This is a genomic window from Dickeya sp. Secpp 1600 (assembly GCF_003049805.1).
Taxonomy (GTDB): Bacteria; Pseudomonadota; Gammaproteobacteria; order Enterobacterales; family Enterobacteriaceae; genus Dickeya; species Dickeya fangzhongdai.
The window spans coordinates 1,409,916-1,435,646 of the sequence record NZ_CP023484.1; the positions used below are offsets into that span (position 1 = coordinate 1,409,916).

Annotated in this window: 23 protein-coding genes and 2 other RNA genes; 11 read left to right on the forward strand and 14 right to left on the reverse strand. The window is 60.0% G+C overall.

What is annotated here, in order from left to right; genetic code table 11:
- The first annotated feature begins 13 nt into the window (after positions 1 to 13).
- The 5 genes from CPA59_RS06475 (at position 14) to pnuC (ending at position 3,296) form a co-directional block, all read left to right on the forward strand.
- Positions 14 to 138: non-coding RNA, RtT sRNA (locus CPA59_RS06475), on the forward strand.
- Positions 139 to 183: 45 nt separating this feature from the next.
- Positions 184 to 308: non-coding RNA, RtT sRNA (locus tag CPA59_RS06480), on the forward strand.
- Between the two features lie 272 nt (positions 309 to 580).
- The gene (locus CPA59_RS06485) at positions 581 to 1,297 is read left to right on the forward strand and encodes a DUF554 domain-containing protein (RefSeq protein WP_033569369.1); all 717 of its coding nucleotides are present in this window, start codon (positions 581 to 583) and stop codon (positions 1,295 to 1,297) included.
- 204 nt (positions 1,298 to 1,501) lie between these two features.
- Positions 1,502 to 2,548 (forward strand): quinolinate synthase NadA, encoded by a 1,047-nt coding sequence (gene nadA / locus CPA59_RS06490; protein ID WP_038918328.1) that lies wholly within the window; start codon positions 1,502 to 1,504, stop codon positions 2,546 to 2,548.
- Between the two features lie 22 nt (positions 2,549 to 2,570).
- Complete coding sequence (gene pnuC / locus CPA59_RS06495; protein ID WP_038918330.1) at positions 2,571 to 3,296, forward strand: nicotinamide riboside transporter PnuC; 726 nt, start codon at positions 2,571 to 2,573, stop codon at positions 3,294 to 3,296.
- A 51-nt stretch (positions 3,297 to 3,347) separates the two neighbouring features.
- Here pnuC and zitB read toward each other — a convergent pair whose 3' ends face one another.
- Positions 3,348 to 4,283, reverse strand: a complete 936-nt coding sequence (gene zitB / locus CPA59_RS06500) for a CDF family zinc transporter ZitB (protein ID WP_038918331.1) — start codon at positions 4,281 to 4,283, stop codon at positions 3,348 to 3,350.
- Between the two features lie 272 nt (positions 4,284 to 4,555).
- Between zitB and aroG the strand changes: the two genes are divergently transcribed.
- Entirely contained in the window at positions 4,556 to 5,608 is a 1,053-nt protein-coding gene (aroG, locus tag CPA59_RS06505) for a 3-deoxy-7-phosphoheptulonate synthase AroG (RefSeq protein WP_038918332.1), read from the forward strand.
- A 76-nt stretch (positions 5,609 to 5,684) separates the two neighbouring features.
- Here the strand turns inward: aroG and gpmA are convergent, their stop codons facing one another.
- The 12 genes from gpmA to modE all read right to left on the reverse strand — a co-directional run bounded on the left by gpmA (position 5,685) and on the right by modE (position 20,486).
- A complete protein-coding gene (gpmA, locus tag CPA59_RS06510) occupies positions 5,685 to 6,437 on the reverse strand; it encodes a 2,3-diphosphoglycerate-dependent phosphoglycerate mutase (protein ID WP_038660762.1) in 753 nt (250 codons plus the stop codon).
- 142 nt (positions 6,438 to 6,579) lie between these two features.
- The gene (locus CPA59_RS06515) at positions 6,580 to 9,717 is read right to left on the reverse strand and encodes an efflux RND transporter permease subunit (RefSeq protein WP_038918333.1); all 3,138 of its coding nucleotides are present in this window, start codon (positions 9,715 to 9,717) and stop codon (positions 6,580 to 6,582) included.
- Positions 9,714 to 11,228 (reverse strand): efflux RND transporter periplasmic adaptor subunit, encoded by a 1,515-nt coding sequence (locus tag CPA59_RS06520; RefSeq protein ID WP_107758907.1) that lies wholly within the window; start codon positions 11,226 to 11,228, stop codon positions 9,714 to 9,716. The genes CPA59_RS06515 and CPA59_RS06520 overlap by 4 nt, the downstream gene beginning before the upstream one ends.
- On the reverse strand, positions 11,225 to 12,484 hold the full coding sequence (locus CPA59_RS06525; RefSeq protein ID WP_107758908.1) for a TolC family protein: 1,260 nt from the start codon (positions 12,482 to 12,484) through the stop codon (positions 11,225 to 11,227). The genes CPA59_RS06520 and CPA59_RS06525 overlap by 4 nt, the downstream gene beginning before the upstream one ends.
- Before the next feature lie 12 nt (positions 12,485 to 12,496).
- The gene (locus CPA59_RS06530) at positions 12,497 to 12,883 is read right to left on the reverse strand and encodes a copper-binding protein (RefSeq protein WP_100849166.1); all 387 of its coding nucleotides are present in this window, start codon (positions 12,881 to 12,883) and stop codon (positions 12,497 to 12,499) included.
- A 73-nt stretch (positions 12,884 to 12,956) separates the two neighbouring features.
- The gene (locus CPA59_RS06535; RefSeq protein WP_038918337.1) at positions 12,957 to 13,400 is read right to left on the reverse strand and encodes a hypothetical protein; all 444 of its coding nucleotides are present in this window, start codon (positions 13,398 to 13,400) and stop codon (positions 12,957 to 12,959) included.
- Positions 13,401 to 13,512: 112 nt separating this feature from the next.
- Positions 13,513 to 14,595 carry a galactose-1-epimerase gene (gene galM, locus CPA59_RS06540; protein ID WP_100849167.1) on the reverse strand — a complete coding sequence of 361 codons (1,083 nt, stop codon included), beginning with the start codon at positions 14,593 to 14,595 and terminating at the stop codon, positions 13,513 to 13,515.
- Positions 14,585 to 15,736 carry a galactokinase gene (gene galK / locus CPA59_RS06545; protein ID WP_049854829.1) on the reverse strand — a complete coding sequence of 384 codons (1,152 nt, stop codon included), beginning with the start codon at positions 15,734 to 15,736 and terminating at the stop codon, positions 14,585 to 14,587. The genes galM and galK overlap by 11 nt, the downstream gene beginning before the upstream one ends.
- Positions 15,733 to 16,785, reverse strand: a complete 1,053-nt coding sequence (gene galT / locus CPA59_RS06550) for a galactose-1-phosphate uridylyltransferase (RefSeq protein WP_107758909.1) — start codon at positions 16,783 to 16,785, stop codon at positions 15,733 to 15,735. Before galT ends, galK begins: the two co-directional genes overlap by 4 nt.
- Before the next feature lie 81 nt (positions 16,786 to 16,866).
- On the reverse strand, positions 16,867 to 17,883 hold the full coding sequence (gene galE, locus CPA59_RS06555) for a UDP-glucose 4-epimerase GalE (RefSeq protein WP_049854830.1): 1,017 nt from the start codon (positions 17,881 to 17,883) through the stop codon (positions 16,867 to 16,869).
- Positions 17,884 to 18,140: 257 nt separating this feature from the next.
- Positions 18,141 to 19,610 carry a molybdate ABC transporter ATP-binding protein ModF gene (modF, locus tag CPA59_RS06560; RefSeq protein WP_107758910.1) on the reverse strand — a complete coding sequence of 490 codons (1,470 nt, stop codon included), beginning with the start codon at positions 19,608 to 19,610 and terminating at the stop codon, positions 18,141 to 18,143.
- Positions 19,611 to 19,694: 84 nt separating this feature from the next.
- The gene (gene modE, locus CPA59_RS06565; protein WP_100849169.1) at positions 19,695 to 20,486 is read right to left on the reverse strand and encodes a molybdenum-dependent transcriptional regulator; all 792 of its coding nucleotides are present in this window, start codon (positions 20,484 to 20,486) and stop codon (positions 19,695 to 19,697) included.
- A 197-nt stretch (positions 20,487 to 20,683) separates the two neighbouring features.
- On the opposite strand from modE, the gene CPA59_RS06570 reads away from it, so the two are divergent.
- The 4 genes from CPA59_RS06570 to modC all read left to right on the forward strand — a co-directional run bounded on the left by CPA59_RS06570 (position 20,684) and on the right by modC (position 23,505).
- Positions 20,684 to 20,833, forward strand: coding sequence for an AcrZ family multidrug efflux pump-associated protein (locus CPA59_RS06570; protein ID WP_038668761.1), 150 nt, complete (start codon positions 20,684 to 20,686; stop codon positions 20,831 to 20,833).
- Positions 20,834 to 20,985: 152 nt separating this feature from the next.
- Positions 20,986 to 21,771 carry a molybdate ABC transporter substrate-binding protein gene (modA, locus tag CPA59_RS06575; RefSeq protein WP_038660723.1) on the forward strand — a complete coding sequence of 262 codons (786 nt, stop codon included), beginning with the start codon at positions 20,986 to 20,988 and terminating at the stop codon, positions 21,769 to 21,771.
- A complete protein-coding gene (gene modB / locus CPA59_RS06580) occupies positions 21,758 to 22,447 on the forward strand; it encodes a molybdate ABC transporter permease subunit (RefSeq protein WP_038660719.1) in 690 nt (229 codons plus the stop codon). The genes modA and modB overlap by 14 nt, the downstream gene beginning before the upstream one ends.
- Entirely contained in the window at positions 22,447 to 23,505 is a 1,059-nt protein-coding gene (gene modC, locus CPA59_RS06585; RefSeq protein ID WP_107758911.1) for a molybdenum ABC transporter ATP-binding protein ModC, read from the forward strand. Before modB ends, modC begins: the two co-directional genes overlap by 1 nt.
- 57 nt (positions 23,506 to 23,562) lie before the next feature.
- On the opposite strand, the gene CPA59_RS06590 is transcribed toward modC, so the two are convergent.
- Positions 23,563 to 24,384, reverse strand: coding sequence for a pyridoxal phosphatase (locus CPA59_RS06590; protein WP_107758912.1), 822 nt, complete (start codon positions 24,382 to 24,384; stop codon positions 23,563 to 23,565).
- Between the two features lie 233 nt (positions 24,385 to 24,617).
- Here CPA59_RS06590 and pgl point away from each other — a divergent pair, with 233 nt between their 5' ends.
- Complete coding sequence (gene pgl / locus CPA59_RS06595; RefSeq protein ID WP_107758913.1) at positions 24,618 to 25,613, forward strand: 6-phosphogluconolactonase; 996 nt, start codon at positions 24,618 to 24,620, stop codon at positions 25,611 to 25,613.
- Positions 25,614 to 25,731: the final 118 nt, after the last annotated feature.

Here is a 25,731-nt window from a genome sequence, read left to right on the forward strand (position 1 = left end):
CACCATTATTTTAAATATCGCACTGTCGTGCAGGTGAGAAGCTGCGTTCAGGTTCGAGTCGAGCGAAGCGAGACAACAGCGCGTCGCGCTGGCCCGAAGGGCGAGGCCGCAGGCCGAGTCATCCTGCACGACCCACCACCGCTAAATAAATCACTCCTCTTTAATTCGCTCACCATTATTTTAAATATCGCACTGTCGTGCAGGTGAGAAGCTGCGTTCAGGTTCGAGTCGAGCGAAGCGAGACAACAGCGCATCGCGCTGGCCCGAAGGGCGAGGCCGCAGGCCGAGTCATCCTGCACGACCCACCACCGCTAAATAAATCACTCCTCTTTAATTCGCTCACCATTATTTTAAATATCGCACTGTCGTGCAGGTGAGAAGCTGCGTTCAGGTTCGAGTCGAGCGAAGCGAGACAACCGTGCATCATCTCCTCATGTGGGTTTTGTTATATCTCTTTTTGCTTTAGGCCGGTTTAATCACGCCATCGCATTTGGCGTATAGTAAGGGCTTCTTTTTTGACTGATGGCGATATTCCTTCGTAATCTGGCAAGTCGAAGGGTGAGCCTAAGAGATATTGATGATGATTGGTCCGGTTATCAATGGCGCAGCCATTCTGATTGGCGGCGCATTGGGCGTGGCGTTGCACCGTTTTATTCCCCAGCGTATGCGTGATGGTTTACCACCGGCGTTTGCGATGGTGTCGATCGCAATGGGGATAACGCTGGTGGTAAAAGTTCACCAGCTTCCTGCGGTTGCGCTGGCGATTATTTTGGGGGTAGGGATCGGCGAGTTGCTGCGCCTTGAAGCCGGCGTTCAGAAAGGGGCGATACTGATTGAACGCTTGCTGAGTCGGGTTGTGCCGCCGCCGGAACACAAATTACCGCAGGATGTGTATACCCAGAACTTTACCGCGCTGATTGTGTTGTTCTGCGCCAGCGGCACCGGTGTGGTTGGCGCGATGACCGAAGGGCTAACCGGCGACTATCAGCTGCTAATCATCAAGTCGGCGCTCGACATTTTCACGGCGCTGATTTTTGCCATTACGTTGGGCGTTGCGGTGATGTCGATTGCCGTTCCGCAGTTTCTGGTGCAGACGCTGTTGTTTTTCTCCGCCAGGCTCATCATGCCGTTCATGAATGACATCACCATGGGGGATTTTGCAGCTTGCGGCGGCATTGTGATGATGGCTGTCGGGTTGCGTATCGCTCAGATTAAAACCTTCGCAGTGGTTAACTTCCTGCCGGCGTTAGTGCTGATTATTCCTTTCTCCCTTTACTGGCATCGCCTGTTTCCCTGACTGTCTCGCGGGCGGCCTATTCAGGTCGCCTGGTATCCAGCGGTATCGCGTTTTTAATAAATTAAACACATTTGGCATTTCTGAAATTTATAACTAAAGAAAAAGCAGATTTTATGACAATATTGCGATATTTTGTTTAGTGTATAAAACAAAAGTCCCGGTAATGACATTGTCTTCACGCCTGCAACCGCACGGAATCCCATGATGAGCCAGTTTCCTGAACCACCTGTTATCGATTACCCTTTTCCCGCAAAGCCCAGGCGGCTATCAGAAGGGGAAAAGCAACAGTTCCGTCACCGTATTAAAAGCCTGCTGAAAGAGCGTAATGCGGTGCTGGTGGCGCATTATTACACCGACCCGGAGATTCAGTCGCTTGCCGAAGAGACTGGTGGCTGTGTGGCGGACTCGCTGGAAATGGCGCGTTTTGGCCGCACTCATTCCGCCAGTACGCTGATCGTCGCCGGCGTCCGGTTTATGGGGGAAACGGCAAAGATACTGAGCCCGGAAAAAACCGTGCTGATGCCGACGCTGGAAGCGGAATGCTCGCTGGATTTGGGCTGCCCGGTTGAAGCGTTCAGCGCTTTTTGCGACAGCCACCCGGATCGCACCGTGGTGGTGTACGCCAACACGTCGGCAGCGGTTAAAGCGCGGGCTGACTGGGTGGTGACGTCCAGCATCGCGGTGGAGCTGATCGAACATCTGGATAGTCTGGGGGAGAAGATTATCTGGGCGCCGGATCGACACCTCGGGCATTACGTGCAAAAACAGACCGGCGCCGACGTGCTGTGCTGGCAGGGGGCTTGCATTGTGCATGACGAATTCAAGACCCAGGCGCTGAAACGAATGAAAGCGCTGTATCCGCAGGCGGCGGTGCTGGTTCATCCGGAGTCGCCTCAAAGCATCGTGGCGATGGCGGATGCGGTGGGGTCGACCAGCCAGTTGATTCAGGCGGCGCAGCAGCTACCGCACCGGGAACTGATTGTGGCGACCGATCGCGGTATATTCTACAAGATGCAGCAAGCCTGCCCGGATAAAGTGTTGCTGGAGGCGCCTACCGCGGGGGAAGGGGCGACCTGCCGTAGTTGCGCGCACTGCCCGTGGATGGCGATGAACGGGCTGCAGGCGATTGCCTCGGCGCTGGAGCAGCAGGATACGCTCTATCATGCCATTGAAGTGGATGCCGATGTTCGTGAGCGTGCGCTGGTGCCGCTCAATCGGATGCTGGATTTCGCAGCTAAACTCAGATCATAGTTAATGTCATTCAGGAGCAGAAATGGATTTTTTTAGTACCAGCAATATTCTGGTTCACATCCCGTTAGGGGACAACGGGTATGACCTATCCTGGGTCGAGGCGTTGGGGACGTTATCGGGGCTGGTGTGCATTTGGCTGGCCAGTCTGGAAAAAACCGCCAATTACCTATTTGGCCTGGTCAATGTGTCGCTGTTTGCGCTGATATTTTTCCAGATACAGCTGTATGCCAGCCTGCTGCTACAGATTTTCTTTATTGCGGCCAATGTGTATGGCTGGTACGCCTGGAGCCGCACCACCGACGAGCAGGAGGCGGAATTGCGGGTCCGCTGGCTATCGCGCCGGCAAACGCTGTGGTGGGGCGCTGGTTGCGTAATTGCCATTGTGTTGATGTCGCGCTATATCGATCCGTTCTTTGCTCTGCTGACCCGGGTTGCGGTGATGTTGATGCAGGCGGTCGGTTTGGATGTGACGATGCCGACATTGCAGCCGGACGCTTTCCCATTCTGGGATTCGGCCATGACGGTGCTGTCGGTGGCGGCGATGCTGCTGATGACCCGTAAATATGTGGAGAACTGGCTGCTGTGGGTGGTGATCGACGTCATCAGCGTGGTGATTTTCGCTTATCAGGGCGTCTATGCCATGTCGTTGCAGTATATGGTGCTGACGCTGATCGCCCTTAACGGCTCCTGGCTGTGGATCAAAGGCGCCCGGGATAATCACTCCCGGCCGCTGGCGCGAGCGCTATAAGTACGTCGGTTCGCGTTGTCCTGACGAACGGGACGGCGCGAACCTGCGTGATTAATGCGAATGGCTGTGCGGCTGGCCGCCAGCCTGATACTGGATATCGCAGTGGTCGTCGTCGCACGGCTGATACTCAATCTGGATCGTGGTGTGGGCAACTTGATAATGATCCAGCAGATAGTGTTGGATTCGCTGTAACAACGCATCGTGGTCGTGTGGCGGAATAACCTGAACATGCAGCGTCATCAACGGCTTTTCGCCTACCTGCCATAAGTGGACATGGTGTACGTCGCGGATTTCCGGGATGTCCGCCGTCAGCTTTATTTTCAGTTGGTCGACATTGATGCGGGTCGGCGTGCCCTCCAGCAATTCATGCACGCTCTCTTTCATCAGCCGCCAGGCGCTGCGCAGCACCAGTACCGATACCAGTACCGACAGGATCGGGTCAATCGGGGTCCAGCCGGTAAACATGATGATCAGCGCGGCGCCGATAGCGCCTACAGAGCCCAGCAGGTCGCCCATGACATGCAGCGCCGCCGCCCGCACGTTGATATTCTTTTCACCGCTGCCGCGATGTAACAGCCACAACGCCACCAGATTGGCAATCAGGCCGCCGACGGCAATCAACAACATCGGCGTGCTGGCGATCGGCTGTGGGGCATAGAACCGCTGGATGGCCTCCCAGACGATGAACCCGGTAATCGCCAGCAGAGCTATGGCGTTGACGAACGCGGCCAGGGTAGTCAGGCGCAAATAGCCGAATGTGTGCCGGACCGTCGGTTTGCGCTGGGCGAAACGGACGGCCAGCAACGCCACCAGTAAAGCGACTGCGTCGGTCAGCATGTGGCCGGCATCCGCCAGCAACGCCAGCGATCCGGACAGCAGTCCGCCGACCACTTCGGCGATCATAAAGGTGGCGGTAATGACGAAGGCCAGTTTCAGGCGTTTCATGCTGTCATGTTCGGCCTGGTTGACCGGGTGTGAATGAGCCATGGCATATCCTGTATCAGGTTGATTAATTTGGCATAACGCCGTCCTGCCCGGTCGAAGGACCACCAGTTGATGCCTGTGGTCAGCATGACCGAACCGCTCCCAGAGCCGATGACTGCAACAGTGAAAACATGTGGGTATTATTGCGCCATTTTTTAGCCGCTTGACTTATAATAGCCAGCCTGCAATATGAACGACGACGTTTTTATTTTTTCGTTTTTTACTCCGGGCAGACAGGGGATGAACGTCTGTTGCTGCGGAGACATGGACCCATTATGAATTACCAGAATGACGATTTGAGAATTAAAGAAATTAAAGAGTTGCTCCCCCCCGTTGCGCTGCTGGAAAAATTTCCGGCCACCGAACGCGCAGCACAGACAGTATTTAATGCCCGCAGCGCCATTCACAAGATCCTGAAAGGCAATGACGACCGCCTGCTGGTGGTGATTGGGCCGTGTTCCATCCATGACCCGAAAGCGGCCAAAGAGTACGCCGCGCGGTTGCTGAAACTGCGTGACGAACTGCGCGATGATCTGGAAGTGGTGATGCGCGTCTATTTTGAAAAACCGCGTACCACCGTGGGCTGGAAAGGGCTGATCAACGATCCGCACATGGATAACAGCTTCCAGATTAACGACGGTCTGCGCATTGCGCGTCAGTTGTTGCTGGAAATCAACGATACCGGTTTGCCGGCGGCAGGTGAGTTCCTGGATATGATCTCGCCGCAATACGTGGCGGATTTGATGAGCTGGGGCGCTATCGGCGCACGCACCACCGAATCTCAGGTGCATCGCGAACTGGCGTCCGGTCTGTCCTGTCCGGTCGGTTTCAAGAACGGCACCGACGGCACCATCAAGGTAGCGATTGACGCCATCAATGCCGCCCGCGCGCCGCACTGCTTCCTGTCGGTGACCAAGTGGGGCCATTCGGCGATCGTCAACACCAGCGGCAACCACGACTGCCATATCATTCTGCGCGGCGGCAAAGAGCCGAACTACAGCGCGGAACATGTGCAGGCGGTGAAAGCCGGTCTGGAAAAAGCCGGTCTGCCGACGCAGGTGATGATCGACTTCAGCCACGCCAACAGCTGCAAGCAGTTCAAAAAGCAGATGGACGTATGTGAAGACGTGTGCCGTCAGCTCAGCGGCGGCGAGCGAGCGATCATGGGCGTGATGGTGGAAAGCCATCTGGTGGAAGGCAACCAGAATCTGGAGAGCGGCGAACCGCTGGTATACGGCAAGAGCGTCACCGATGCCTGCATCGGTTGGGATGATACCGACAGCCTGCTGCGTCAGCTGGCGGCGGCGGTGCGTCAGCGTCGCGGCTGATGCCTGACCCGTTCACCCATAAAAAAACCCGGTCTGGACCGGGTTTTTTCTTTTTACACTGGGTGTATAAAACGAATTACTTCGCTTTACCCTGGTTGGCTACCGCCGCTGCCTTGGCAGCGATCTCGTCGGCGTTGCCCAGATAGTAACGTTTGATCGGTTTGAAGTTTTCGTCGAATTCGTAGACCAGCGGAACCGCAGTCGGGATATTCAGTTCCAGAATCTCTTCTTCGCTCATGTTATCCAGGTATTTCACCAGCGCGCGCAGCGAGTTGCCGTGAGCGGCGATGATTACGCGCTCGCCCTTTTTCAGGCGCGGCAGAATGCTTTCGTTCCAGTACGGCACCACGCGTTCGATGGTCAGCGCCAGACTTTCGGTCAGCGGCAGCTCTTTGTCGCTCAGCGACGCGTAGCGCGGATCGTGGCCCGGGAAACGCTCGTCGTCACGGGTCAGTTCCGGCGGGGTGACCGCGAAGCCGCGACGCCACAGTTTCACCTGGTCGTCACCGTATTTTTCGGCGGTTTCCGCTTTGTTCAGACCCTGCAGCGCACCGTAGTGACGCTCGTTCAGTTTCCAGCATTTTTCCACCGGCAGCCAGGCCTGATCCAGCTCGTCCAGCACGTTCCACAGGGTGTGAATGGCACGTTTCAGCACTGAGGTGTAGGCAAAATCAAAGCTGAAACCTTCTTCTTTCAGCAATTTACCTGCCTGTTTGGCTTCGTTGACGCCTTTTTCGGACAGTTCAACGTCCATCCAGCCGGTGAAGCGGTTTTCGTTGTTCCACTGGCTCTCACCATGTCGCACCAGTACCAGCTTAGTTACAGCCATGCTTAACTCCTTCATATACTAAGATTTCTATGATAACTGCTCTCATTATAGGGCCGGAGAGCGGTTATCGGCAATCGCTAGTCGTCGGGCCGCCTGATTTATATGCCGTCATAATGGCGACAAAACAGGCGGCTTTATCGTTTCAGCTTGTGTGTTTCTCCACCATATTGCGATGGAGCAACAAAAACAGCGCCGGAATCACCAGCATCGACAGCAGCGGCGCGCTGACCATGCCGCCGACCATTGGTGCCGCGATGCGCTGCATGATTTCCGAACCCGTGCCGCCGCCCCACATGATCGGCAACAGCCCGGCCATGATGGTGGCGACGGTCATCATTTTCGGACGCACGCGCAACACCGCGCCTTCGCGAATGGCGGCCGTCAACTGATCGTCGGTCAACGGTTGTCCCGGCTGGCGATGTTTTTCCACCGCGTGATTCAGGTACAGCAACATGATCACGCCAAACTCCGCCGCTACCCCGGCCAGCGCGATGAACCCCACCGCACCGGCGACAGATAAATTATAGCCGAGCAGATACAACAGCCAGACGCCGCCGATCAGCGCAAACGGTAGTGTACCCATAATCAACAGCGCGTCTTTGATCTGGCCGAAAGTCACGTACAGCAGGATGAAAATAATCAGCAGGGTGAAGGGCACCACCAGCTTCATGGTTTCCGTGGCCCGCTCCAGATACTCAAACTGGCCGGACCAACTCACCGATACCCCCTGCGGCAGCGTGACCTGCTGCGCCACCTGACGCTGCATATCTTCCACGGCGGATTTCAGGTCGCGCCCGCGCAGGTCGACATAAATCCAGTCGGACAGGCGGCCGTTTTCGCTTTTCAGCATCGGCGGCCCTTCGCTGACGCGCACGTCGGCCAGATCGGACAGCGTCAGGCGCGCGCCGCCTTGCGTCACCACCGGCAGATTTTTCACCGCGTCTACCGAGTCGCGGATTTCCCGCGGATAACGCACGTTGATCGGGTAACGCTGGCGGCCCTCCAGCGTTTCGCCGATGTTTTCCCCGCCGATCAGGGTAGCGACCATCGACTGCAATTCCTGTACCGACACGCCATAGCGGGCGGCCCGCACCCGGTCGATGTCGATATCGATGTAGCGCCCGCCCGCCAGCCGTTCCGCCAGCGCCGACGTTACGCCGGGCACTCGCTTCACCACTTGCTCGATCTGCGCCGCCACCTGTTCGATATCATGCAGATTGTCGCCGTTGACCTTGATGCCGACCGGGCTTTTGATGCCGGTCGCCAGCATGTCGAGCCGGTTGCGAATCGGCGGCACCCACACGTTGGCGATGCCGGGAATACTGACGGTCTGGTCCAGTTCGGCGATCAGTTTGTCCATCGTCATGCCCGGTCGCCATTGTTCCCGCGGTTTCAGGCGGATGGTGGTTTCCATCATGGTCAGCGGCGCCGGATCGGTAGCGCTGTCGGCGCGACCGGCCTTGCCGAATACGCTATCCACCTCCGGCACGGTTTTGATCAGCCGGTCGGTCTGTTGCAACAGCCGTGCGGCTTCGCGCGGCGAAATGCCGGGTAGCGTGGACGGCATATACAGCAGGTCGCCTTCGTCCAGCGGCGGCATGAATTCGCTGCCGAGGCGGGCAAGCGGGAACAGCGTCAGCGCCAGCAGCGCCAGTGAAACGACCAGCGTGGTTTTGGGAAACCGCAGCACCTGCCGTAACACCGGCTGGTACAGGGCGATCAGCCAGCGGTTGAGAGGATTGGTCTGCTCGTCGGGAATCCGTCCGCGCACGAAATAACCCATTAATACCGGCACCAGCGTGATCCCCAGACCGGCGGACACCGCCATCGCGTAGGTTTTGGTGAACGCCAGCGGCGAGAACATGCGGCCTTCCTGCGCTTCCAGCGAGAACACCGGGATAAACGACAGCGTGATGATCAGCAGGCTGCAAAACAGCGCCGGCCCCACTTCCGTCGCCGCCTGCGTGGCGAGCCGCCACCAGGTGGCATTATCCGGTTCATGGTCTGGGTGCTGATGCCGCCACTGTTCCACCACCTTGTGCATGTTCTCGATCATCACAATGGCCGCGTCCACCATGGCGCCGATGGCGATGGCTATCCCGCCCAGCGACATGATGTTGGCGTTGATCCCCTGATAGCGCATGATGATAAACGCGCCCAGAATCCCCAGCGGCAGGCTGATGATCGCCACCAGCGAGGAGCGGAAGTGAAACAGGAACAGCGAGCACACCAGCGCCACCACCACAAACTCTTCCAGCAGTTTGTGGCTGAGGGTAGTGATGGCGCGTTCGATCAGCGGCGAGCGATCGTAGGTAGTGACGATTTCCACCCCGGCGGGCAGGCTTTGGCGGACCTGTTGCAGGCGGGCATGCACCGCCCGCAGCGTTTCCAGCGCATTTTTGCCGGAGCGCATCACGATAACGCCGCCCGCCACTTCGCCTTCGCCGTTCAGCTCGGCGATGCCGCGGCGCATTTCCGGGCCTTGTCGTAAGGTGGCGACATCCTGCAACAGCACCGGAATGCCGTCGCGCCGACCCACCGGCACGTTGAGAAAGTCTTCCGTTTTCAGCAGATAGCCGGAGGTACGCACCATGTACTCGGCTTCCCCCAGTTCGATAACCGAACCGCCGCTTTCCTGATTGGCGGCCCGCAGCGCGTCGATCACCTGCTGATGCGTCACGTTGAGCGCACGCAGCCGTTCCGGATTCAGCACCACCTGATACTGCCGCACCATGCCGCCGATGCTGGCGACTTCCGCCACGTTGGGCACGGTTTTCAGTTCATATTTCAACAGCCAGTCCTGAATGGCGCGCAAATCCGCCAGACTGTGTTGACCGGTACGGTCGACCAGCGCGTATTCGTAGATCCAGCCCACTCCGGTAGCGTCCGGCCCCAGCGAGGCTTTGGCATCGGCGGGCAGGGTGGATTGCACCTGACTCAGGTATTCCAGCACGCGGGAGCGCGCCCAGTAAGGGTCGGTGCCATCTTCAAACAGCACATAGACGTAGGCGTCGCCAAACATGGAAAAACCGCGCACGGTCTTCGCGCCGGGCACCGACAGCATGGTGGTGGTCAACGGATAGGTGACCTGATTTTCCACCACCTGCGGCGCCTTGCCGGGATAGCTGACGCGGATAATGACCTGTACGTCGGAGAGGTCCGGCAGCGCATCCAGCGGCGTTTTCTGCAGCGAAATCACCCCCCAGCCGGCCATCAGCAGCGTGGCGATCAGCACCAGAAAACGGTTTTTGATCGACCAGCGAATCACCGCAGCAATCATAGATGACCTCCGTGAGCCGCCGCGGCGACAGGCTGGATATCCAGCAGTCGCGCGCCGTTGTCATCCAGCCGGAACCGAAATGTCACCGTCATGCCGGGTTGGAGCGTCGCTGGCAGCGCGTCGCCGTCGAAGGTGAAATCCATGGTCATCGGCGGCCAGTCCAGCGCCGGCACCGCGTCGTGGGCGAGGGTCACCTGCTTGCCGTTGATGGCCTTGATGACCCCTCTGGTCTGGTAGTCGCCGACGGGGGCGGGCGTGGCGGCCGGGCTCTGGTTCTGCGGTGTGTCGCTGAACGAGGTCAACGCGCTGCGCAGGCTGGCTTCGGAGTCGATCAGGAACTGACCGGAGATCACCACACTATCGCCCTCGTTAAGACCCGAGCGGATTTCCGCCCAGCCGTCCTGAATGACGCCGACGTCAACCGGGCGCGGCGTGAAATAGCCCTGACCGTCGTTCAGCAATACCCGGTTCTGCCGGCTGCTGACCAACAGCGCCTGTTGAGGAACCATCAGCGCCTGACGGGCGACGCCGGCGGCAAGCTTCACCGTCAGGTACATACCGGGTTTGAGGCGCTGTTGCCGGTTGTCCAGTACTACGCGGGCTTTCAGCGTGCGGGTGGCGCTGTCGAGTTGCGGCAGCAGTTCGGCAACGCGCCCGCGGAAGGTGTCGTCCGGCCAGCTGTCGCTAACGGCGAGCATCTCATCGCCGATATGCAACGCCGCCGCCTGTGCCGCCGGATACTCCACCTCAACCCACACCGGGTCGAGACTGGCCAGCTCAAACAGCGGTTGTGCAGGCGTCAACTGGGCGCCGGTGCGGACATCCAGCCGGTTGATGTAGCCGTTTTCCGGTGCGGTGATGGTTAGCCGGGGTTGCGGTTTGCCGCTGCGTTCCACCTGACGGATCACGCTTTCCGGCATGAACATCAGCGCCAGTTTTTGTCGTGCGGCCTGGCTTAGCTCCGCGTCCCCCAACTGGCGTACCGCCAGATACTCCTGCTGGGCTGCCGCCCAGGTTGGGTTCCACAGTACCGACAGCATCTGGCCTTTTTGCACCGGCTGTTGTACCGCGTTGACGCCGAGTTGTTCCACCACGCCGCCGCTGGGGGCGACCAGCGTGCGCAGGGTGCGCTCATTGAGCGCCACGGTACCGTAACCGGTGGCGTGCGGTTGCAGTTCGCGGCGTTCGGCTTTGGCGGTGCGCACGCCGAGATTCTGTTGCTGGCGCGGACTGACCGTCACGCCGCCGTTATCCTGCACCTCATCGGCGTAGCGCGGCGTCAGCGGCATATCCATAAACGGCGATTTGCCGGGTTGATCGAAGCGTTTGTCCGGCACCATCGGGTCATACCAATAGAGGACCTTACGCCCGCCGTTGGCGTCGGGCGTTGCGGCGGCGGCATGCGTCGTCGTGCCGGTGGCGCGGCTGCCGCTGTAATAACTAACTGAGTAACCAACTGCTGCGGCCGCCAGCGCCACGGCAATCAGACTGACAGTAAAAGTTCGGTTCATTTTGCGGCGGTTCCTTGTGGCGTCAGGTAACGGAGGGCGGCCCACAGCGTCGCCATGTCACGGGCGGCGTTCTGCGCGGCGATGCGGCTGTCCAGCAGCGCGCGACGGGCTTCCAGCACGCCGGCCAAATCGCTGCCGCCGCTCTGATACTGGCTTTGCAGCAGCCGGATGCGCTGTTGCTGCAACGGCAACACCTCGCCGTTCTGGCGACGCCAGCGCGACTGCGCCGCCTGATACTGCGCCAGCAGGGTGTCGAGTTGCACCCGGTGCTCCCGCTGGGCGAGCGTGACCCGATCGCGGGCTTCCATGCTGCGCGCCACATCGGCGGCATGATCCTTGTCCTGCCGCCTGGACTGGAACAACGGCAGGTCCATGCTGATTTCGAAGCCCGCCATATCATCGAAGCTATTACCGCGGCGGCCGTAGTAGACCTCGACGCCGACATCCGGGATCGCCGCTACCGCTGACTGGGCGGCTCGTGCCTGCGCCAGCCGGGTTTCCTGCTCGGCCTCGGCGATTTCCGGATGCTGGGCGATGGCGGCGTACAGCACCGCCGGATCGGCGGGCAGACGTTCGAAACGGGGCAGCGGCCCCTGCGTGGCGACATCGGCGACGCCGGTCAGCCGGGTCAGCCGCGCTTGCGCGATGGCCGCATCACGGGTGGCGTCCGCCAGCCGATCCTGCATGGCGGAGAGCGTCAGCCGGGCGTCCAGCACCCGGGTCGACTCGCCGCCGGCCGCCACGCCGGCTTTCTGAACGGCAATCTGTCGCTGGCTCTCCTGCACCAGCGCGTTGACTTCCTGCAGTATCTGGCGGGAAAGCGCCAGTTCCAGCCAGGCCTGGGCGGTATCGCGTTGCAACTGGGCGCGCAGGGCTTCGCTGTTGCCGCGTACCGTGTCGGCTTCCGCCTGAATGGTTTGCGCCTTACGTTCGCGCTTGGTGGCGCTGACATACGTCTGCATGATGCCGATGCGTTGCATGGTCATGCCTTCGCGCGTCAGGCGCCGGGTGTTGTTGCCGCCGAGCGGTACGTTTTCGATGCCGTATTTCAGTTGAGGGTCCGGCAGTTGTGTGGCGGAGTCGGCCATGTTTTGCAGCGCGTTCATCCGGTGCTGGTTGGCTGACAGGTCGGCGGAATACTGCTCCGCCGCCTGTAGCGCGCCATCCAGATCCAGTGCTGCCGCGAATGACGCGGCAGGCAGCCACAACAACATCGCCAGCCACGCGCGTGAAGCGCGGAACTTGCGTATGTGCATGGTGGTCTCCGGTTAGTTTTGCTGCGGTTTGATATCCGTCAGGGTGTAGCCGTCCGCGCTTTGCACGAAGCTGAAGCTGACCGCGCTGCCCTGGGGCAGCGGCGTCCAGTGATTGTTCGCGGGCAGACGGAAGTTCATGGTCATGGCCGGCCAGCGCAGCGCGGGGACGGCGGCGTGCGCCAGGGTAACGCCGCTGGCGTTCCATTGTTTGACTGTGCCGGTGGTGCGGTAAACCGGGGCGGCGTCGGCGGTCATGGACGACATGTCGTGATTCATCCCGCCTGGCATGGTATGGGACATGTTGCCCATCTCGCCGGTCATGGTGTGAGTCTGATTTTGTTCAGCCAGCAATGGGGCGGAAAACAGCAGGGTGGCGATAGCCACGGAAAGCATACGCATGATAATAGCTCCATAAATACGATAAATAACAAGTTATTGCGCCAAAGCGCACGACGGTTGTTTATCGCGGAAGCTATTCTCTGAATCGGCAAAAACGGATTTCGGCGGGCGGGCCGGCGACCGGCGGCGTAAACCAACTGTTGCTGCTGGCGGTAACGGGCTCCGGCGGTTGAGCCGGCAACAGTTCACTGTTAACCGGCAGCGCCAGTAATGACAGTGACGGTAAATCCTGACTGGCGGAGTCGGGCAGACAGTGTTTTTCACACACCGGGCTGACGTCAGCGGCGGACTGCATGGCATGCGCGGCCGGCATATCGGGCATGACGACGTCTGGCTGCATACGGTGGGCATCATGTTGAATACTCACCGGCGCCGCGGTTACGGCCAGCTCGCAACGGTGACCGGCCACCGCCAGTTGGGCATTCAGCAGCAACCAGCATAACGCCAACATCCAACCCCATCCGCTTTTATGGCGCAGATGTCGCAGGTTGAATGAATGATGGCGCGAGGCTGTCATGGCGTGAATATCCTTATAAAAAGTGCTGCCAGTGTAAGAGGCGTAATCCGCGCCGGACAAGCAGGAATTTGCACAGATTTGTAAAGAGCCAGCCGTGCTGGCTCTCAGTTTATCAATCTGTCGGGTTTTCAGCAGGACTGACGATAAACGCATAGCGGGTAAGCGAGCGGTAGCGCTTGCCGGGTTTCAGCCAGCAGTCGGGTTGCGGCCAGTCCGGATGATTGGGGCTGTCCGGCAGAAATTCGCTTTCCAGCGCCAGCCCGGCGTAGTTGGCATAAGGCGTGCCGTCGCGTGACGGCGTGCCGGCCAGAAAGTTGCCGCTGTAGAGTTGCAATGCCGGCGCGCTGGTGTACACCCGCATCTGCACCTTGCCGTCCGCCGACCACAGGCTGGCGGCCGGGCTTTCGCCGGAGCCGCCGGTGCGGTGCAGCAGAAAAGCGTGGTCGTAACCACGAACGGCCTGCTGGTCCGCATCGGCCAGAAAATCCTGTAACAGCGTTTTGGGCTGACGAAAATCGAAACTGCCGTCCGTCACGTCCCGCAACGCGTCGCCGGGAATACCGTCCTGATTCACCGGCAGATAGTAATCCGCCATCAGTTGCAACTGGTGATGCCGCACGTCGGTCGGCGCGCCGTCGAGGTTGAAATAGGCATGGTTGGTCAGGCACACCGGGCAGGGCTGGTCCACTTCCGCCTGATACTCGATGTCCAGCGCATTCTGGTCGGTGAGCTGATAACTGACCTGCGCGGTCAGCGCGCCGGGAAAGCCCTGATCGCCGTCCGGCGAATGCAACTGGTAGATGACCTGATCGTCGCTCTGTTGCAGTATCTGCCAGCGTCGGGCGTGAAAGCCGTCCGGCCCGCCATGCAACTGATGTACGCCCTGATTGGCGTGCAGGCGGATGAGCGCATCGCCCTGACGCAGGGCGGCGTTGGCGATACGGTTGGCGTAGCGCCCCACCGACGCGCCCAGATAGGCGGCCTGATGCGGGTACTGTTCGGGCGCGCAGCCCAGCAGCACTTCACGCGTTGCGCCGCCGGGCAGCGGCAACTGGCAGGAGAGCCAGGTGGCTCCCCAATCCATCAACGTTACCCGCGTACCGTGGCGATTTTGCAGTACGGTCAGCTGAAACGGCTGACCATCCGGGGCGAGCGCCGTTTGCGACGCACGCGGTTCAACAGGGTCATTCGACATAACCGGCTCCTGGCGAGGCCTGACAGACGTAACAGGTGGGTTGCAATCCGGTTTTTGCCGGATAGTCCCGCATCACGGCATTTTGCACCGCTGTCACGTGCTGTTGTGGGATCAACGCCACGATACAGCCACCAAATCCACCGCCGGTCATGCGCACGCCGCCTTCGTCGCCGATCACGGCTTTGACAATGTCTACCAGCGTGTCGATGGGCGGCACGGTGATTGCGAAGTCATCCCGCATCGACGCATGGGAGGCGGCCATCAGTTCGCCCATCTGGCGCAGATCGCCGCGCGTCAGCGCGTCGGCCGCCGCCAGGGTACGGGCGTTCTCGGTAATGATATGGCGGGCGCGACGGGCCACTACTTCATCCAGTCCATCGACTTTGGCGGCGAAATCCGCTTCGCTGACGTCACGCAGCGCCTTGACCTGAAAATGACGCGCCGCCGCTTCGCACTGCTGGCGGCGGGTATTGTATTCGCTGTCCACCAGACCGCGTTTGACGTTGGAGTTGATGATCATCACCGCCACGTTGTCCGGCATGGACACCGCGCGCGTTTCCAGCGAACGGCAGTCAATCAACAGCGCATGACCGCGCTTGCCCTGCGCCGAAATCATCTGGTCCATGATGCCGCAGTTGCAGCCGACGAACTGGTTTTCCGCTTCCTGACCGTTGAGCGCCAGCGCCACATTGTCCAGCGGTAGCTGGTACAGCGCCTGAATCGCCTTGCCGACCGCCACTTCCAGCGACGCCGACGAACTCAGACCCGCGCCCTGCGGTACGTCGCCGCTGATCACCAGATCCGCGCCGCCAAAGGCATCGCTGCGTGTTTTCAGATGCTTGATCACGCCGCGGACATAATTCGCCCACTGCCATTGCGGATGATGTTCGATCGGCGCATCCAGCGAAAACAGATCCTGCTGGTTGTCGTAGTCCACCGCGATGACGCGGATTTGCCGGTCATCGCGCGGCGCGGCGCTGATGGTGGTCGAATAGTTGATGGCGCACGGCAGCACAAAGCCATCATTGTAGTCGGTGTGTTCCCCTATCAGGTTGACCCGGCCCGGCGCCTGCACGGTAAGCGTCGCCGGGTAACCGAACTGCTGCTGGAAAACCGCCTGGGTGCGTGCTGATAAGGTCATGCCTGAACTCCTGAATCACGGTAATGAATGTCGCTGACGGCACGCAGCCGTTCCGCGGCCTGCTCGGCGGTCAAATCGCGCTGGGTTTCCGCCAGCATTTCGTAGCCCACCATGAATTTGCGCACTGTGGCGGAACGCAACAGCGGCGGATAAAAATGCGCGTGCAACTGCCAATGCGGGTGATCGCCGCCGGTAAACGGCGCGCCGTGCCAGCCCATCGAGTAGGGGAACGAGGTCTGGAACAGGTTGTCGTAGCGGCTGGTGAGCTTCTTCAACGCCAGCGCCAGATCCTGACGCTGTTCCGCGGTGACGTCCGGCAGGCGCAGGGTGTGGGCTTTGGGCAGCAGCAGCGTTTCAAACGGCCAGGCCGCCCAGTAGGGCACCACCGCCAGCCAGTGCTCGGTTTCCACCACATGGCGCGCGCCGTCCTGCAATTCGCGTTGCAGGTAATCCACCAGCAACGGCGAGCCGTACTGCTGGAAATAGTCGCGTTGCAGCCGGTCTTCCCGTTCCGCTTCGTTGGGCAGAAAATCATTGGCCCAGATCTGGCCGTGCGGATGCGGGTTGGAACAGCCCATCGCCGCGCCTTTGTTTTCGAATACCTGCACCCACGGGTACGTTTGCCCCAGTTCGGCGCTCTGCTGTTGCCAGGTGGCGACCACCTGTTCCAGCGCGCCGAGCGACAGTTCCGGCAGGGTTTTGCTGTGGTCCGGCGAAAAGCAGATCACCCGGCTGGTGCCGCGTGCGCTCTGGCAGCGCATCAGCGGATCGCTATTTTCCGGCGCTTCCGGGGTGTCGGTCATCAGCGCGGCGAAATCGTTGGTGAAAACAAAAGTGTCCTGATAGTCAGGGTTGGTATCTCCGGTCGCCCGCGTGTTGCCGGGGCAAAGGAAACAGGTTGGGTCATGCGACGGCAACGGGTCGGACGACACGCTTTCCTGCTGCCCCAGCCACGGACGTTTGGCGCGGTGCGGCGATACCAGCACCCACTGACCGGTCAGCGGGTTGTAGCGACGATGCGGATGTTCAACGGGGTCAAAATACGCCATGGGATACCTTATTTCTGTCATCGAAAAACGTTGCTATCGGAAAAACGATGCGTCCTGAAAACGGTGTCTTATCACTGCCTGTCAGTCTGAAAAGCCATTCGGATGGCGGGACTGCCAGCGCCAGGTATCGGCGGCCATTTCGTCCAGCGTCCGGCTGACGCGCCAGTTAAGCTCGCGGGCGGCTTTTTCCGCGTCGGCCCAGTAAGCGGGCAGGTCGCCGTCACGGCGGGGCGCGAAATGGTACGGCAGTTGCTTGCCGCAGGCGCGGCTGAAGGCTTCCACTACCTGCAGTACGCTGTAACCTACGCCGGCGCCGAGGTTATAGGTGTGTACGCCGGGCTTGCCGTGCAGGGTATTCATGGCGGCGACATGACCCTCGGCCAAATCCACCACGTGGATATAATCCCGCACGCCGGTGCCGTCGACGGTCGGATAATCGTTGCCGAAAATCGCCAGCGAGTCGCGGCGGCCCACCGCCACCTGAGCGATGTAAGGCATCAGGTTGTTGGGTACGCCCTGCGGATCTTCGCCCATTTCGCCCGAAGGATGCGCGCCCACCGGGTTGAAGTAGCGCAGCAGCACCACGCTCCAGTCCGGTTCCGCGCGCTGCAAATCCTGCAGGATCTGCTCTACCATCAGTTTGCTGCGGCCGTAGGGGCTGGCAGGGGTGCCGGTGGGGAAACTTTCCTGATACGGGATCTGCGGCTGGTCGCCATACACGGTGGCGGAGGAGCTGAAAATCAGCGTTTTGACGCCCGCCTGCTTCATGGCTTCCACCAGCGTCAGCGTGCCGTACACGTTGTTGTCGTAGTAGCTGATGGGCTCGCGGACCGATTCGCCCACCGCCTTGAGACCCGCGAAGTGGATCACGGCGCCGATGTCATGTTCGGCAAAAATGGTCTGCAGCAGTGCGCGGTCGCGGATATCGCCCTGATAGAAGACCGGCGCCTGCCCGCTGACACGGGTAATGGCGTCGGCCACGCTGGATTTGCTGTTGCACAGGTTGTCGAGAATAACCGGCTGATGGCCGGCGGCGATCAGTTGTACACAGGTATGACTGCCAATGTAACCGCTACCACCTGTAACCAATACTTTCATAATGACCTCTGTTGCAGAAAACTGGTTGGAAAAATAGCACGACCGTAGCGGGAAAAAGGTGATCAACGCCGTAAATAGCGATAATTAAGGCTGTCGTCTCACTTTTCACCCCTTCCCTGATTGAGTGAACGACCAGCATAGCGCGATGTGGTGCCGGGTGAAATACGTTGTATTCTTTGTGGTAGCGTTATCACTAAATCGATCGTCAACGCGTGTGAGGCGACGGTTTCGACTGAGGCGAAACCGTCTGTGAAAGGTCAGCGGTTTTCTATCTGGTAGCGGTAGCCGTCGTCGTTCGGCACAAAAGTCAGACGGTGGGTGATGCAGTCCGGCGCGTCTTCCGCATGGTGGGAGACGAACAGCAGTTGGGTTTGTCCCTGACCGATCAGAATATCCAGCCAGCGGCGGATAAGCTGACGGTTGAGCGGGTCCAACCCCTGCAGCGGTTCGTCCAGAATCAGCAATGCTGGGTGTTTCACCAGCGCGCGCACAATCAGCGCCAGCCGTTGCTGGCCCCAGGACAATGACTGGAACGGGGCGTCGGCCACGCTGTCCGGCAGGCCGAGCAGTTCCAGCCACTGGGCGGCGAGAAAACGCTGACGGTCCGACACCGCCTGATAAATGCCGATGGAATCGAAGAAGCCGGAGAGGATCACGTTGCGCACGCTGGTGCTGACGCGGTACTCCAGATGCAGGCTGCTGCTGACGTAGCCGATGTGACGCTTGATGTCCCAGATGGTTTCGCCGCTGCCCCGCCGGCGGCCAAACAGCGTCAGGTCATTGCTGTAGCCCTGCGGGTGGTCGCCGGTGATCAGGCTAAGCAGGGTGGATTTGCCGGCGCCGTTCGGCCCGACGATTTGCCAGTGCTGGCCCGGCAGTACTTCCCAGCTCAGGTCGTCCAGAATGCGGCGATCGTTGTAGCTCACCACGCCGTGCAGCAGACGAATGCGCGGTTGATCCGGCGGCAAGGTCGGGCGCTGGGTCGGGTCTTCCGCTTCCGGCAGCGCGGTATCGGTCAGGGTTTCGCTGTGCGCCAGCTGCGACACCAGCGCATCGGACAAAATCGCCTCGCGCGTACCTTGCCGGGTCAGGGTGCAATCCGCCAGCACGCCGACCTGGCCGACAAACGCCGGAATATCCTCAAAGCGGTTGAGAATCAGCACCAGCGCTTGCCCCTGCGCCGCCAGCGACGCCAGCAGGTCGGCCAACTGCGCACGAGAGGCGACGTCCAGCCCGTCGAACGGTTCGTCGAGAATCAGCAGGTCCGGCTGCGTCATCAGCGCCTGACACAGCATGGTCTTACGGGTTTCGCCGGTAGAGAGGTATTTGAAGCGTCGGTCGAGCAGATGGAGGATGCCGAATTGCGTCGCCAACTGGCGGCAGCGGTCGGCGTCGTGCACGCTGTCCTGGATCACCTCGGCGGTGGTGCGCCCGGTGTCGTCCTCGTCGGCGCTCAGCATATCGGTGTTGTTGCGTTGCCACTCCAGCGACACCAACTGCTGCAGTTGCTCGAAAGAGAGGCGCGCCACGCGCTGGAAGTCACACTGGCGCTGTCCTGACAACAGCAGCAGCTCGCCGGAGAGCGCGCGCGCCAGCGCCGATTTCCCGCTGCCGTTGGCGCCGACGAACGCCCAGCACTGATCCTGATGCAGCGTGAGTTCATCCAGACGCATCATCCGGGTATCGCTTAACCGGAACTGCGCCTGATGGATGTGCAGCAATGACATGATGATTCCCTTTGCGAAATGACAGAACGTCTACGGGTAAAGGGAAGCGGCCGGCTTGTCAAGGTGCGTTGTGCCGTGCGCGCGTTAGCACAGGGTGGCGATAATCACCCGGTCGGCGTTAAAGCTGGCGTAAACTGCCATCTCCGGCTGCAGGCTCTGGCGCGTCACGTCATCATTGGGCAGGGTAGCGCACACTACTTCGCCGCCTTCCAGCGTGACCAGCACTTCGCTTTGCGCCGGGCCGGGCTGCAGATGGCTGATGCGGCCGGGCAGGACATTGTCGTGAGCGGGCGCGGGCGCGGTTTGCGAGGTGACGGCAACCCAGGGCGCTTTAATCAGCGCCAGCACTTCTTTGCCGCTGGTCAGTTGCAGCCGATCGGCGCTCTGCTGGGTTAGTGCGGCCTGAATGCGGGTACGGCCGTCCGCCAGCAGGATCGACAGATGCTGTTGTACCTGCTGCTGGTCGCGTTCCAGGACGGTGCCGAAAAACTGATTGCGGGCGCTGGTTTGCAGCGAAAAGCGGGCGATGGCCGCCAGCAGGCTGTCCAGCGGCAGGTTATCATCCTGCAGCACATCGAAGGCTTTCTGCTGGATCTGCGCCAGCAGGTCATACAGTTGCAACAGGCGTTCGCCGTAGCGGGTCAGCATCGCGCCGCCGCCGCCTTTGCCGCCGGTAGTGCGCTCGACGATGGTCTGCTCCGCCAACTGGTTCATCTCGTTAATCGCGTCCCAGGCGCTTTTGTAGCTGATGTCGGCCAGCCGGGCTCCCTGACTGATGGAGCCGGTCTGCTGCACTTGCTTGAGCAGCGCGATGCGACGCGGGTCGGCGAATAGCCGCTGCTGGAGTTTCAGGGTAAGGAGAATTTCTGCTTGCATGGTCACATCCGTATCTGGGTCGCTAATCGTTTGTATTGTCATCGTTTTGTGCGAAACAGGCAAACCGCACAAATGGCCGCTCTAATTCCGGCGATTCAGGTAAACTCATCAGCAGTAATGGGGGTTAGCATAGTCTACCCTGAATCAATGAGAGACTGGCGGCGCGACGGCCAGCCACGATGAAAGACGAGGTCGATATGTTGGAATTGCTGAAAAGCCTGCTGTTTGCGGTGTGCATGGTGCCGGTAATGATGGCGCTGATTCTGGGAGCCATTTATGGGTTGGGCGAAGTCTTCAACCTGTTTTCCGCCATCGGTCATCGCGAGTCGGCTGCGGCGCGCAAATAATCCCTTCCCAGATTTCCCTTTCTGACGAATCCGGCATTTGCCGGATTTTTTTTGCTTAAGACTTTTTTTGCTTAAGAACAATGACAAGGCGGTCAAGATTCGGTATTTATCGTTATGTTACTAACTACACAACGAAAACCTCGGGAGACAAAATGAAACAGCAATGGACTTACTGGCTGACCGCTGCCGCGTTAACGCTGGGTATGAGCGCGAATACGGCGCTGGCGCAGGACAAGGTAACCGTGTTTGCCGCCGCCTCGCTGACCAATGCGTTGCAGGATATCGCCGCGCAATATCAGAAGGAAAAACAGGTTTCCATCGTGGCGTCTTACGCCTCGTCGTCGACGCTGGCGCGTCAGATTGAACAAGGGGCGCCTGCCGACCTGTTCATCTCGGCGGATCAGCAGTGGATGGATTACGCTCAGGGCAAGCAACTGACCGAAAACGACACCCGTTACACCCTGCTGGGCAATGAACTGGTGGTGATTGCGCCCAAGTCTTCCGACACCAAAGGGTTCAAGATCGACGATAAAACCGACTGGAAAGGCCTGCTGAAAGGCGGACGTCTGTCGGTGGGCGACCCGGATCACGTGCCGGCCGGCATCTACGCCAAAGAAGCGTTGCAGAAACTGAATGCCTGGGACGCGCTGTCGCCGCTGATGGCCCGCGCCAATGATGTGCGTGCCGCTATGGTGCTGGTAGAACGCGAAGAAGCCCCGTTGGGGATTGTTTACGGTTCGGATGCGGTCGCCAGCACCAAAGTGAAAGTGGTCGGCATTTTCCCGGCCAATACCCACAAACCGGTGGAATACCCGATGGCTATCGTCAAAGGGCACAATACCCCGGCGGTCAAAGCCTTCTTTGACTACCTGAAAACGCCTCAGGCGGCGGTGGTGTTTAAACAATACGGATTCACGCCGGTTAATGCTGCTCAGTGATTACGAATGGCAGGCGGTCTCGCTGAGCCTCAAGGTATCGCTGGTGGCGGTCAGTTGTAGTCTGCCGCTGGGCATTCTGGCCGCCTGGGTGCTGGCGCGTTGCCGCTTTGTCGGCAAGTCGCTGCTGGACAGCGTGATCCACCTGCCGCTGGTGCTGCCGCCGGTGGTGATCGGCTATCTGTTGCTGATCATCATGGGGCGCAAAGGCGTGGTAGGCAGCTGGCTCTATAGCTGGTTCGGTTTCAGCTTCAGTTTCAGCTGGCATGGCGCGGCGCTGGCCTCGGCGGTGGTGGCGTTCCCGCTGATGGTGCGCGCCATCCGGCTGGCGCTGGAAGCGGTGGATACCCGGTTGGAGCTGGCCGCGCGCACGCTTGGCGCCGGCCGCTGGCGGGTATTTTTCACCATCACGCTGCCGCTGACCCTGCCCGGCATCATTGTCGGCACCGTACTGGCGTTCGCCCGTTCGCTGGGGGAGTTCGGTGCCACCATCACCTTTGTTTCCAACATTCCGGGGGAAACCCGCACCATTCCGAATGCCATGTATACGCTGATTGAAACGCCGGGCGCGGAAATGCAGGCCGCCCGGTTGTGTATCATCGCCATCGCGCTGTCGCTGGTGTCGCTGTTGTTGTCGGAATGGCTCACGCGCTGGAGCCGCAAGCGGTTGGGGGGATAATGCTGCAACTGGATTTTACTCAGCAACTGGGCGACCTGACGCTCAACGTCGCCACCCAGCTTCCCGCCAGCGGGATTACCGCCGTATTCGGGGTATCCGGCGCCGGTAAAACATCGCTGATCAACGCTATCGTTGGCCTGACCCGACCGGATAAAGGACGGATTCAGCTTAACGACCGGGTGCTGTCCGATCGGGATAAGGGCGTGTTCCTGCCGCCGGAAAAACGCCGTATCGGCTATGTTTTTCAGGATGCGCGGCTATTTCCGCACTACCGGGTGTTGGGAAATCTGCGTTACGGCATGGCGGCGCAGATGCAGGCGCAGTTCGACGATATCGTGCAGTTGCTCGGCATCGGGCATTTGCTCAAACGTTACCCGCTCACCTTGTCCGGCGGCGAAAAACAGCGGGTGGCGATTGGCCGCGCGTTGCTGACCGCGCCGGAGCTGCTGCTGATGGATGAACCGCTGGCGTCGCTGGATGTGCCGCGCAAGCGCGAGCTGCTGCCTTATCTGGAGCGTTTGGCGCGCGAGGTCAACACGCCGATCCTGTATGTCAGTCACAGCCTGGAAGAAGTGCTGCGGCTGGCGGACAAGGTGCTGGTGCTGGACAAAGGGCAGGTTAAGGCACAGGGTTCGCTGGAAGAGGTGTGGGCCAGTAACGCGCTGCGGGCCTGGCTGCCGCGCGAGGAACAGAGCAGTATCCTGAAGGTGACGGTGATGGAGCACCACCCGCATTACGCCATGACCGCGCTGTCGCTGGGCGAACAGCATCTGTGGGTTGGGCGCGTCGACGCGCCGCTCGCCTCGGCGCTGCGTATCCGCATCAATGCGGCGGATGTGTCGCTGGTGACGCAGCGCCCGGCGGCGAGCAGTATCCGCAACGTGCTGTCCGCCAGGGTGATTGAATGCCTTGATGTGGGCGAGCAGGTTGAAGTCAAACTGGATATCGGCGGGCAGATCCTGTGGGCGCGCATTACTCCCTGGGCGCGGGACGAACTGGCGTTGACCTCCGGGCAGGACCTGTACGCTCAGATCAAGAGCGTGTCGATTACGACTTAACGTCTACCCAGACCTAGACCCTGCTACGGCCCCCGTTGCGGCGGGGACCGTGGCGGTTCAGGCCAGCACCCGGCTGCGAATCACCTCGGCGATGCCGGGTTGCTCGTTATGACCAATCACCAGTCTGGCGTGCGCTTTTACTTCGTCGGCGCTGTTGCCCATTGCTACGCCCAGCCCGGCGGTCGACAGCATGCTGATGTCGTTGAAATTGTCGCCGAACGCCACCACCTCGTTCATGCTGAACCCTTGCGATTCCACCCAGCGCTGCAGCAAACGGCCTTTGCTGTTGCCGCTCTGGGCGATATCCACCTGATCCATCCACGACCATTCGCAGGCCAGACCCAGTTCCTGCTCAACCAGATGGGCGAAGTCGTTCAGGGCGGCGGTATCGGTGTGGTGGGTGGCGAATTTCCAGATCGAACGGGTGTGGTCGGTGGCGGCCAGCAGGTTGTCCACCTGGCGAAACGTCGGGCGCTGCGACTCGGGCAGATTTTCCGCCCAGGCCTGAGTACGGGTAATGTGGCCGGTAATGTACTGGTAGAACATGGCGTCGTCCGCGTACATCAGACCGTGAATATCAAACTGCTGCAACCGTTGCAGGACGCTTTTGGCTTGCGCCGGCGTGAGCGGATTGGCTTCGGCGGTTTGCCCGGTCTGGTAGTCGTACAGGTAGGTGCCGTTGCAGCAGATCGCCGGGGTATCCAGCGCCAGCGCCTGATAAAACGGATGGATCGCCGAATGGTGGCGGCCGGTCACGATGATGACCTTGATGCCTGCTTGTCTGGCTTGCGCCAGCGCCTGCAACGATTCCGGCAGAATGGTTTTCTTTTGCGTTAACAGCGTGCCGTCCAGATCGAGGGCAATGATGCGATAGGTCATGGTATTCTCATCGGATTATCGGGTTCACTTCTTCCCGATGGTACACTGTCGGCCGTCCTGATCAACAGGCCCTTTTTCCGTGCTGGTTCTTATGCGAAAGTCATTACCGATAGAAAGTCATTACCGATAGTAAAGTCATCACCGATAAGAGCCATCACCGATAAACGAGAGCATAGCCTGAGCGTAACGAGGCGCGCGCCTGCCGCCTCATTAAGGCCAACAAGGAGAATCGAATGCAGCAAGTGGTTTATATCGCCAGTCCGGAAAGTCAGCAGATCCATGTCTGGCAACTCGCTTCCAGCGGAGAATTGAGCTTGTTACAGGTGGTTGAGGTGCCCGGACAGGTGCAGCCGATGGTAATCGCGCCGGATCGGCGCCACCTGTACGTCGGTGTGCGCCCTGAGTTTCGTGTGATCAGCTACCGCATTGATGAACAGGGAAAATTGAGCGAAGCCGGCGTAGCGCCGCTGCCGGGCAGCCCGACGCATCTGTCTACCGATCACGCCGGGCGTTTCCTGTTCAGCGCGTCTTACAGCAACGCCTGCGTCAGCGTCAGCCCGATTGGCGAAGACGGCGTGGCGCAGGCGCCGATCCAGCAACTGGACGGGCTGGAGGGCTGCCACTCCACCAATATCGACCCGGCTAACCGCGTACTGTGGGCGCCATGCCTGAAAGAAGACCGTATCCGACTGTACGATGTCGGCGGCGAGGGTCGCCTGACCGAGCATCAGCCTGCCGAACAGCGTGCGGCTGCCGGCGCCGGGCCGCGTCATATGGCATACCATCCGAATAACCGTTTTACCTATTGCATCAACGAGCTGAGCAGCTCGGTGGATGTGTTCGAACTGGATGCGCAGGGCGAAGGCCGCCGCATTCAGACGCTGAACGCCATGCCGGCCGATTTCACCGACACCTGCTGGGCGGCGGATATCCACATCACGCCGGACGGCCGCCACCTGTACACCACCGATCGCACCGCCAGCCTGTTGAGTATTTTCCAGGTGTCGGCGCAGGGCGGCACGCTGACGCTGGTTGGTCACCAGCCGACGGAAACCCAGCCGCGCGGCTTTAATATCGACCACAGCGGTCAGTTCCTGATCGCTGCCGGTCAAAAATCCCATCACATTGAGATCTATCGTATCCAGCGGGCTAACGGCAGCCTGACGCCGTTAGCCCGCTATCCGGTCGGTCAGGGACCGATGTGGGTGTCGGTACTGGCGCTGGCGTAATCCGTTTTCCCGCGTGACGGCGAACGTTACGCGGGAACGTACCGGTGGTAAGGGCGAAAAGCAGGGCGGTTTTATCCTGAACGTTAGGCGGTTTTGGTATAAACACTGCTAAAAGCAA

Bases quoted from the DNA above. Each gene is read 5' to 3' on its own strand.
- gpmA (WP_038660762.1), bottom strand. From the start codon at position 6,437: ATGGCTGTAACTAAGCTGGTACTGGTGCGACATGGTGAGAGCCAGTGG.
- pnuC (WP_038918330.1), top strand. From the start codon at position 2,571: ATGGATTTTTTTAGTACCAGCAATATTCTGGTTCACATCCCGTTAGGG.
- modE (WP_100849169.1), bottom strand. From the start codon at position 20,486: ATGCAAGCAGAAATTCTCCTTACCCTGAAACTCCAGCAGCGGCTATTC.
- CPA59_RS06535 (WP_038918337.1), bottom strand. From the start codon at position 13,400: ATGACAGCCTCGCGCCATCATTCATTCAACCTGCGACATCTGCGCCAT.
- nadA (WP_038918328.1), top strand. From the start codon at position 1,502: ATGAGCCAGTTTCCTGAACCACCTGTTATCGATTACCCTTTTCCCGCA.
- CPA59_RS06485 (WP_033569369.1), top strand. From the start codon at position 581: ATGATTGGTCCGGTTATCAATGGCGCAGCCATTCTGATTGGCGGCGCA.
- modA (WP_038660723.1), top strand. From the start codon at position 20,986: ATGAAACAGCAATGGACTTACTGGCTGACCGCTGCCGCGTTAACGCTG.
- CPA59_RS06570 (WP_038668761.1), top strand. From the start codon at position 20,684: ATGTTGGAATTGCTGAAAAGCCTGCTGTTTGCGGTGTGCATGGTGCCG.
- modC (WP_107758911.1), top strand. From the start codon at position 22,447: ATGCTGCAACTGGATTTTACTCAGCAACTGGGCGACCTGACGCTCAAC.
- aroG (WP_038918332.1), top strand. From the start codon at position 4,556: ATGAATTACCAGAATGACGATTTGAGAATTAAAGAAATTAAAGAGTTG.
- modB (WP_038660719.1), top strand. From the start codon at position 21,758: ATGCTGCTCAGTGATTACGAATGGCAGGCGGTCTCGCTGAGCCTCAAG.
- pgl (WP_107758913.1), top strand. From the start codon at position 24,618: ATGCAGCAAGTGGTTTATATCGCCAGTCCGGAAAGTCAGCAGATCCAT.
- modF (WP_107758910.1), bottom strand. From the start codon at position 19,610: ATGTCATTGCTGCACATCCATCAGGCGCAGTTCCGGTTAAGCGATACC.
- CPA59_RS06530 (WP_100849166.1), bottom strand. From the start codon at position 12,883: ATGCGTATGCTTTCCGTGGCTATCGCCACCCTGCTGTTTTCCGCCCCA.
- galM (WP_100849167.1), bottom strand. From the start codon at position 14,595: ATGTCGAATGACCCTGTTGAACCGCGTGCGTCGCAAACGGCGCTCGCC.
- CPA59_RS06520 (WP_107758907.1), bottom strand. From the start codon at position 11,228: ATGAACCGAACTTTTACTGTCAGTCTGATTGCCGTGGCGCTGGCGGCC.
- CPA59_RS06515 (WP_038918333.1), bottom strand. From the start codon at position 9,717: ATGATTGCTGCGGTGATTCGCTGGTCGATCAAAAACCGTTTTCTGGTG.
- CPA59_RS06590 (WP_107758912.1), bottom strand. From the start codon at position 24,384: ATGACCTATCGCATCATTGCCCTCGATCTGGACGGCACGCTGTTAACG.
- galT (WP_107758909.1), bottom strand. From the start codon at position 16,785: ATGGCGTATTTTGACCCCGTTGAACATCCGCATCGTCGCTACAACCCG.
- galK (WP_049854829.1), bottom strand. From the start codon at position 15,736: ATGACCTTATCAGCACGCACCCAGGCGGTTTTCCAGCAGCAGTTCGGT.
- galE (WP_049854830.1), bottom strand. From the start codon at position 17,883: ATGAAAGTATTGGTTACAGGTGGTAGCGGTTACATTGGCAGTCATACC.
- zitB (WP_038918331.1), bottom strand. From the start codon at position 4,283: ATGGCTCATTCACACCCGGTCAACCAGGCCGAACATGACAGCATGAAA.
- CPA59_RS06525 (WP_107758908.1), bottom strand. From the start codon at position 12,484: ATGCACATACGCAAGTTCCGCGCTTCACGCGCGTGGCTGGCGATGTTG.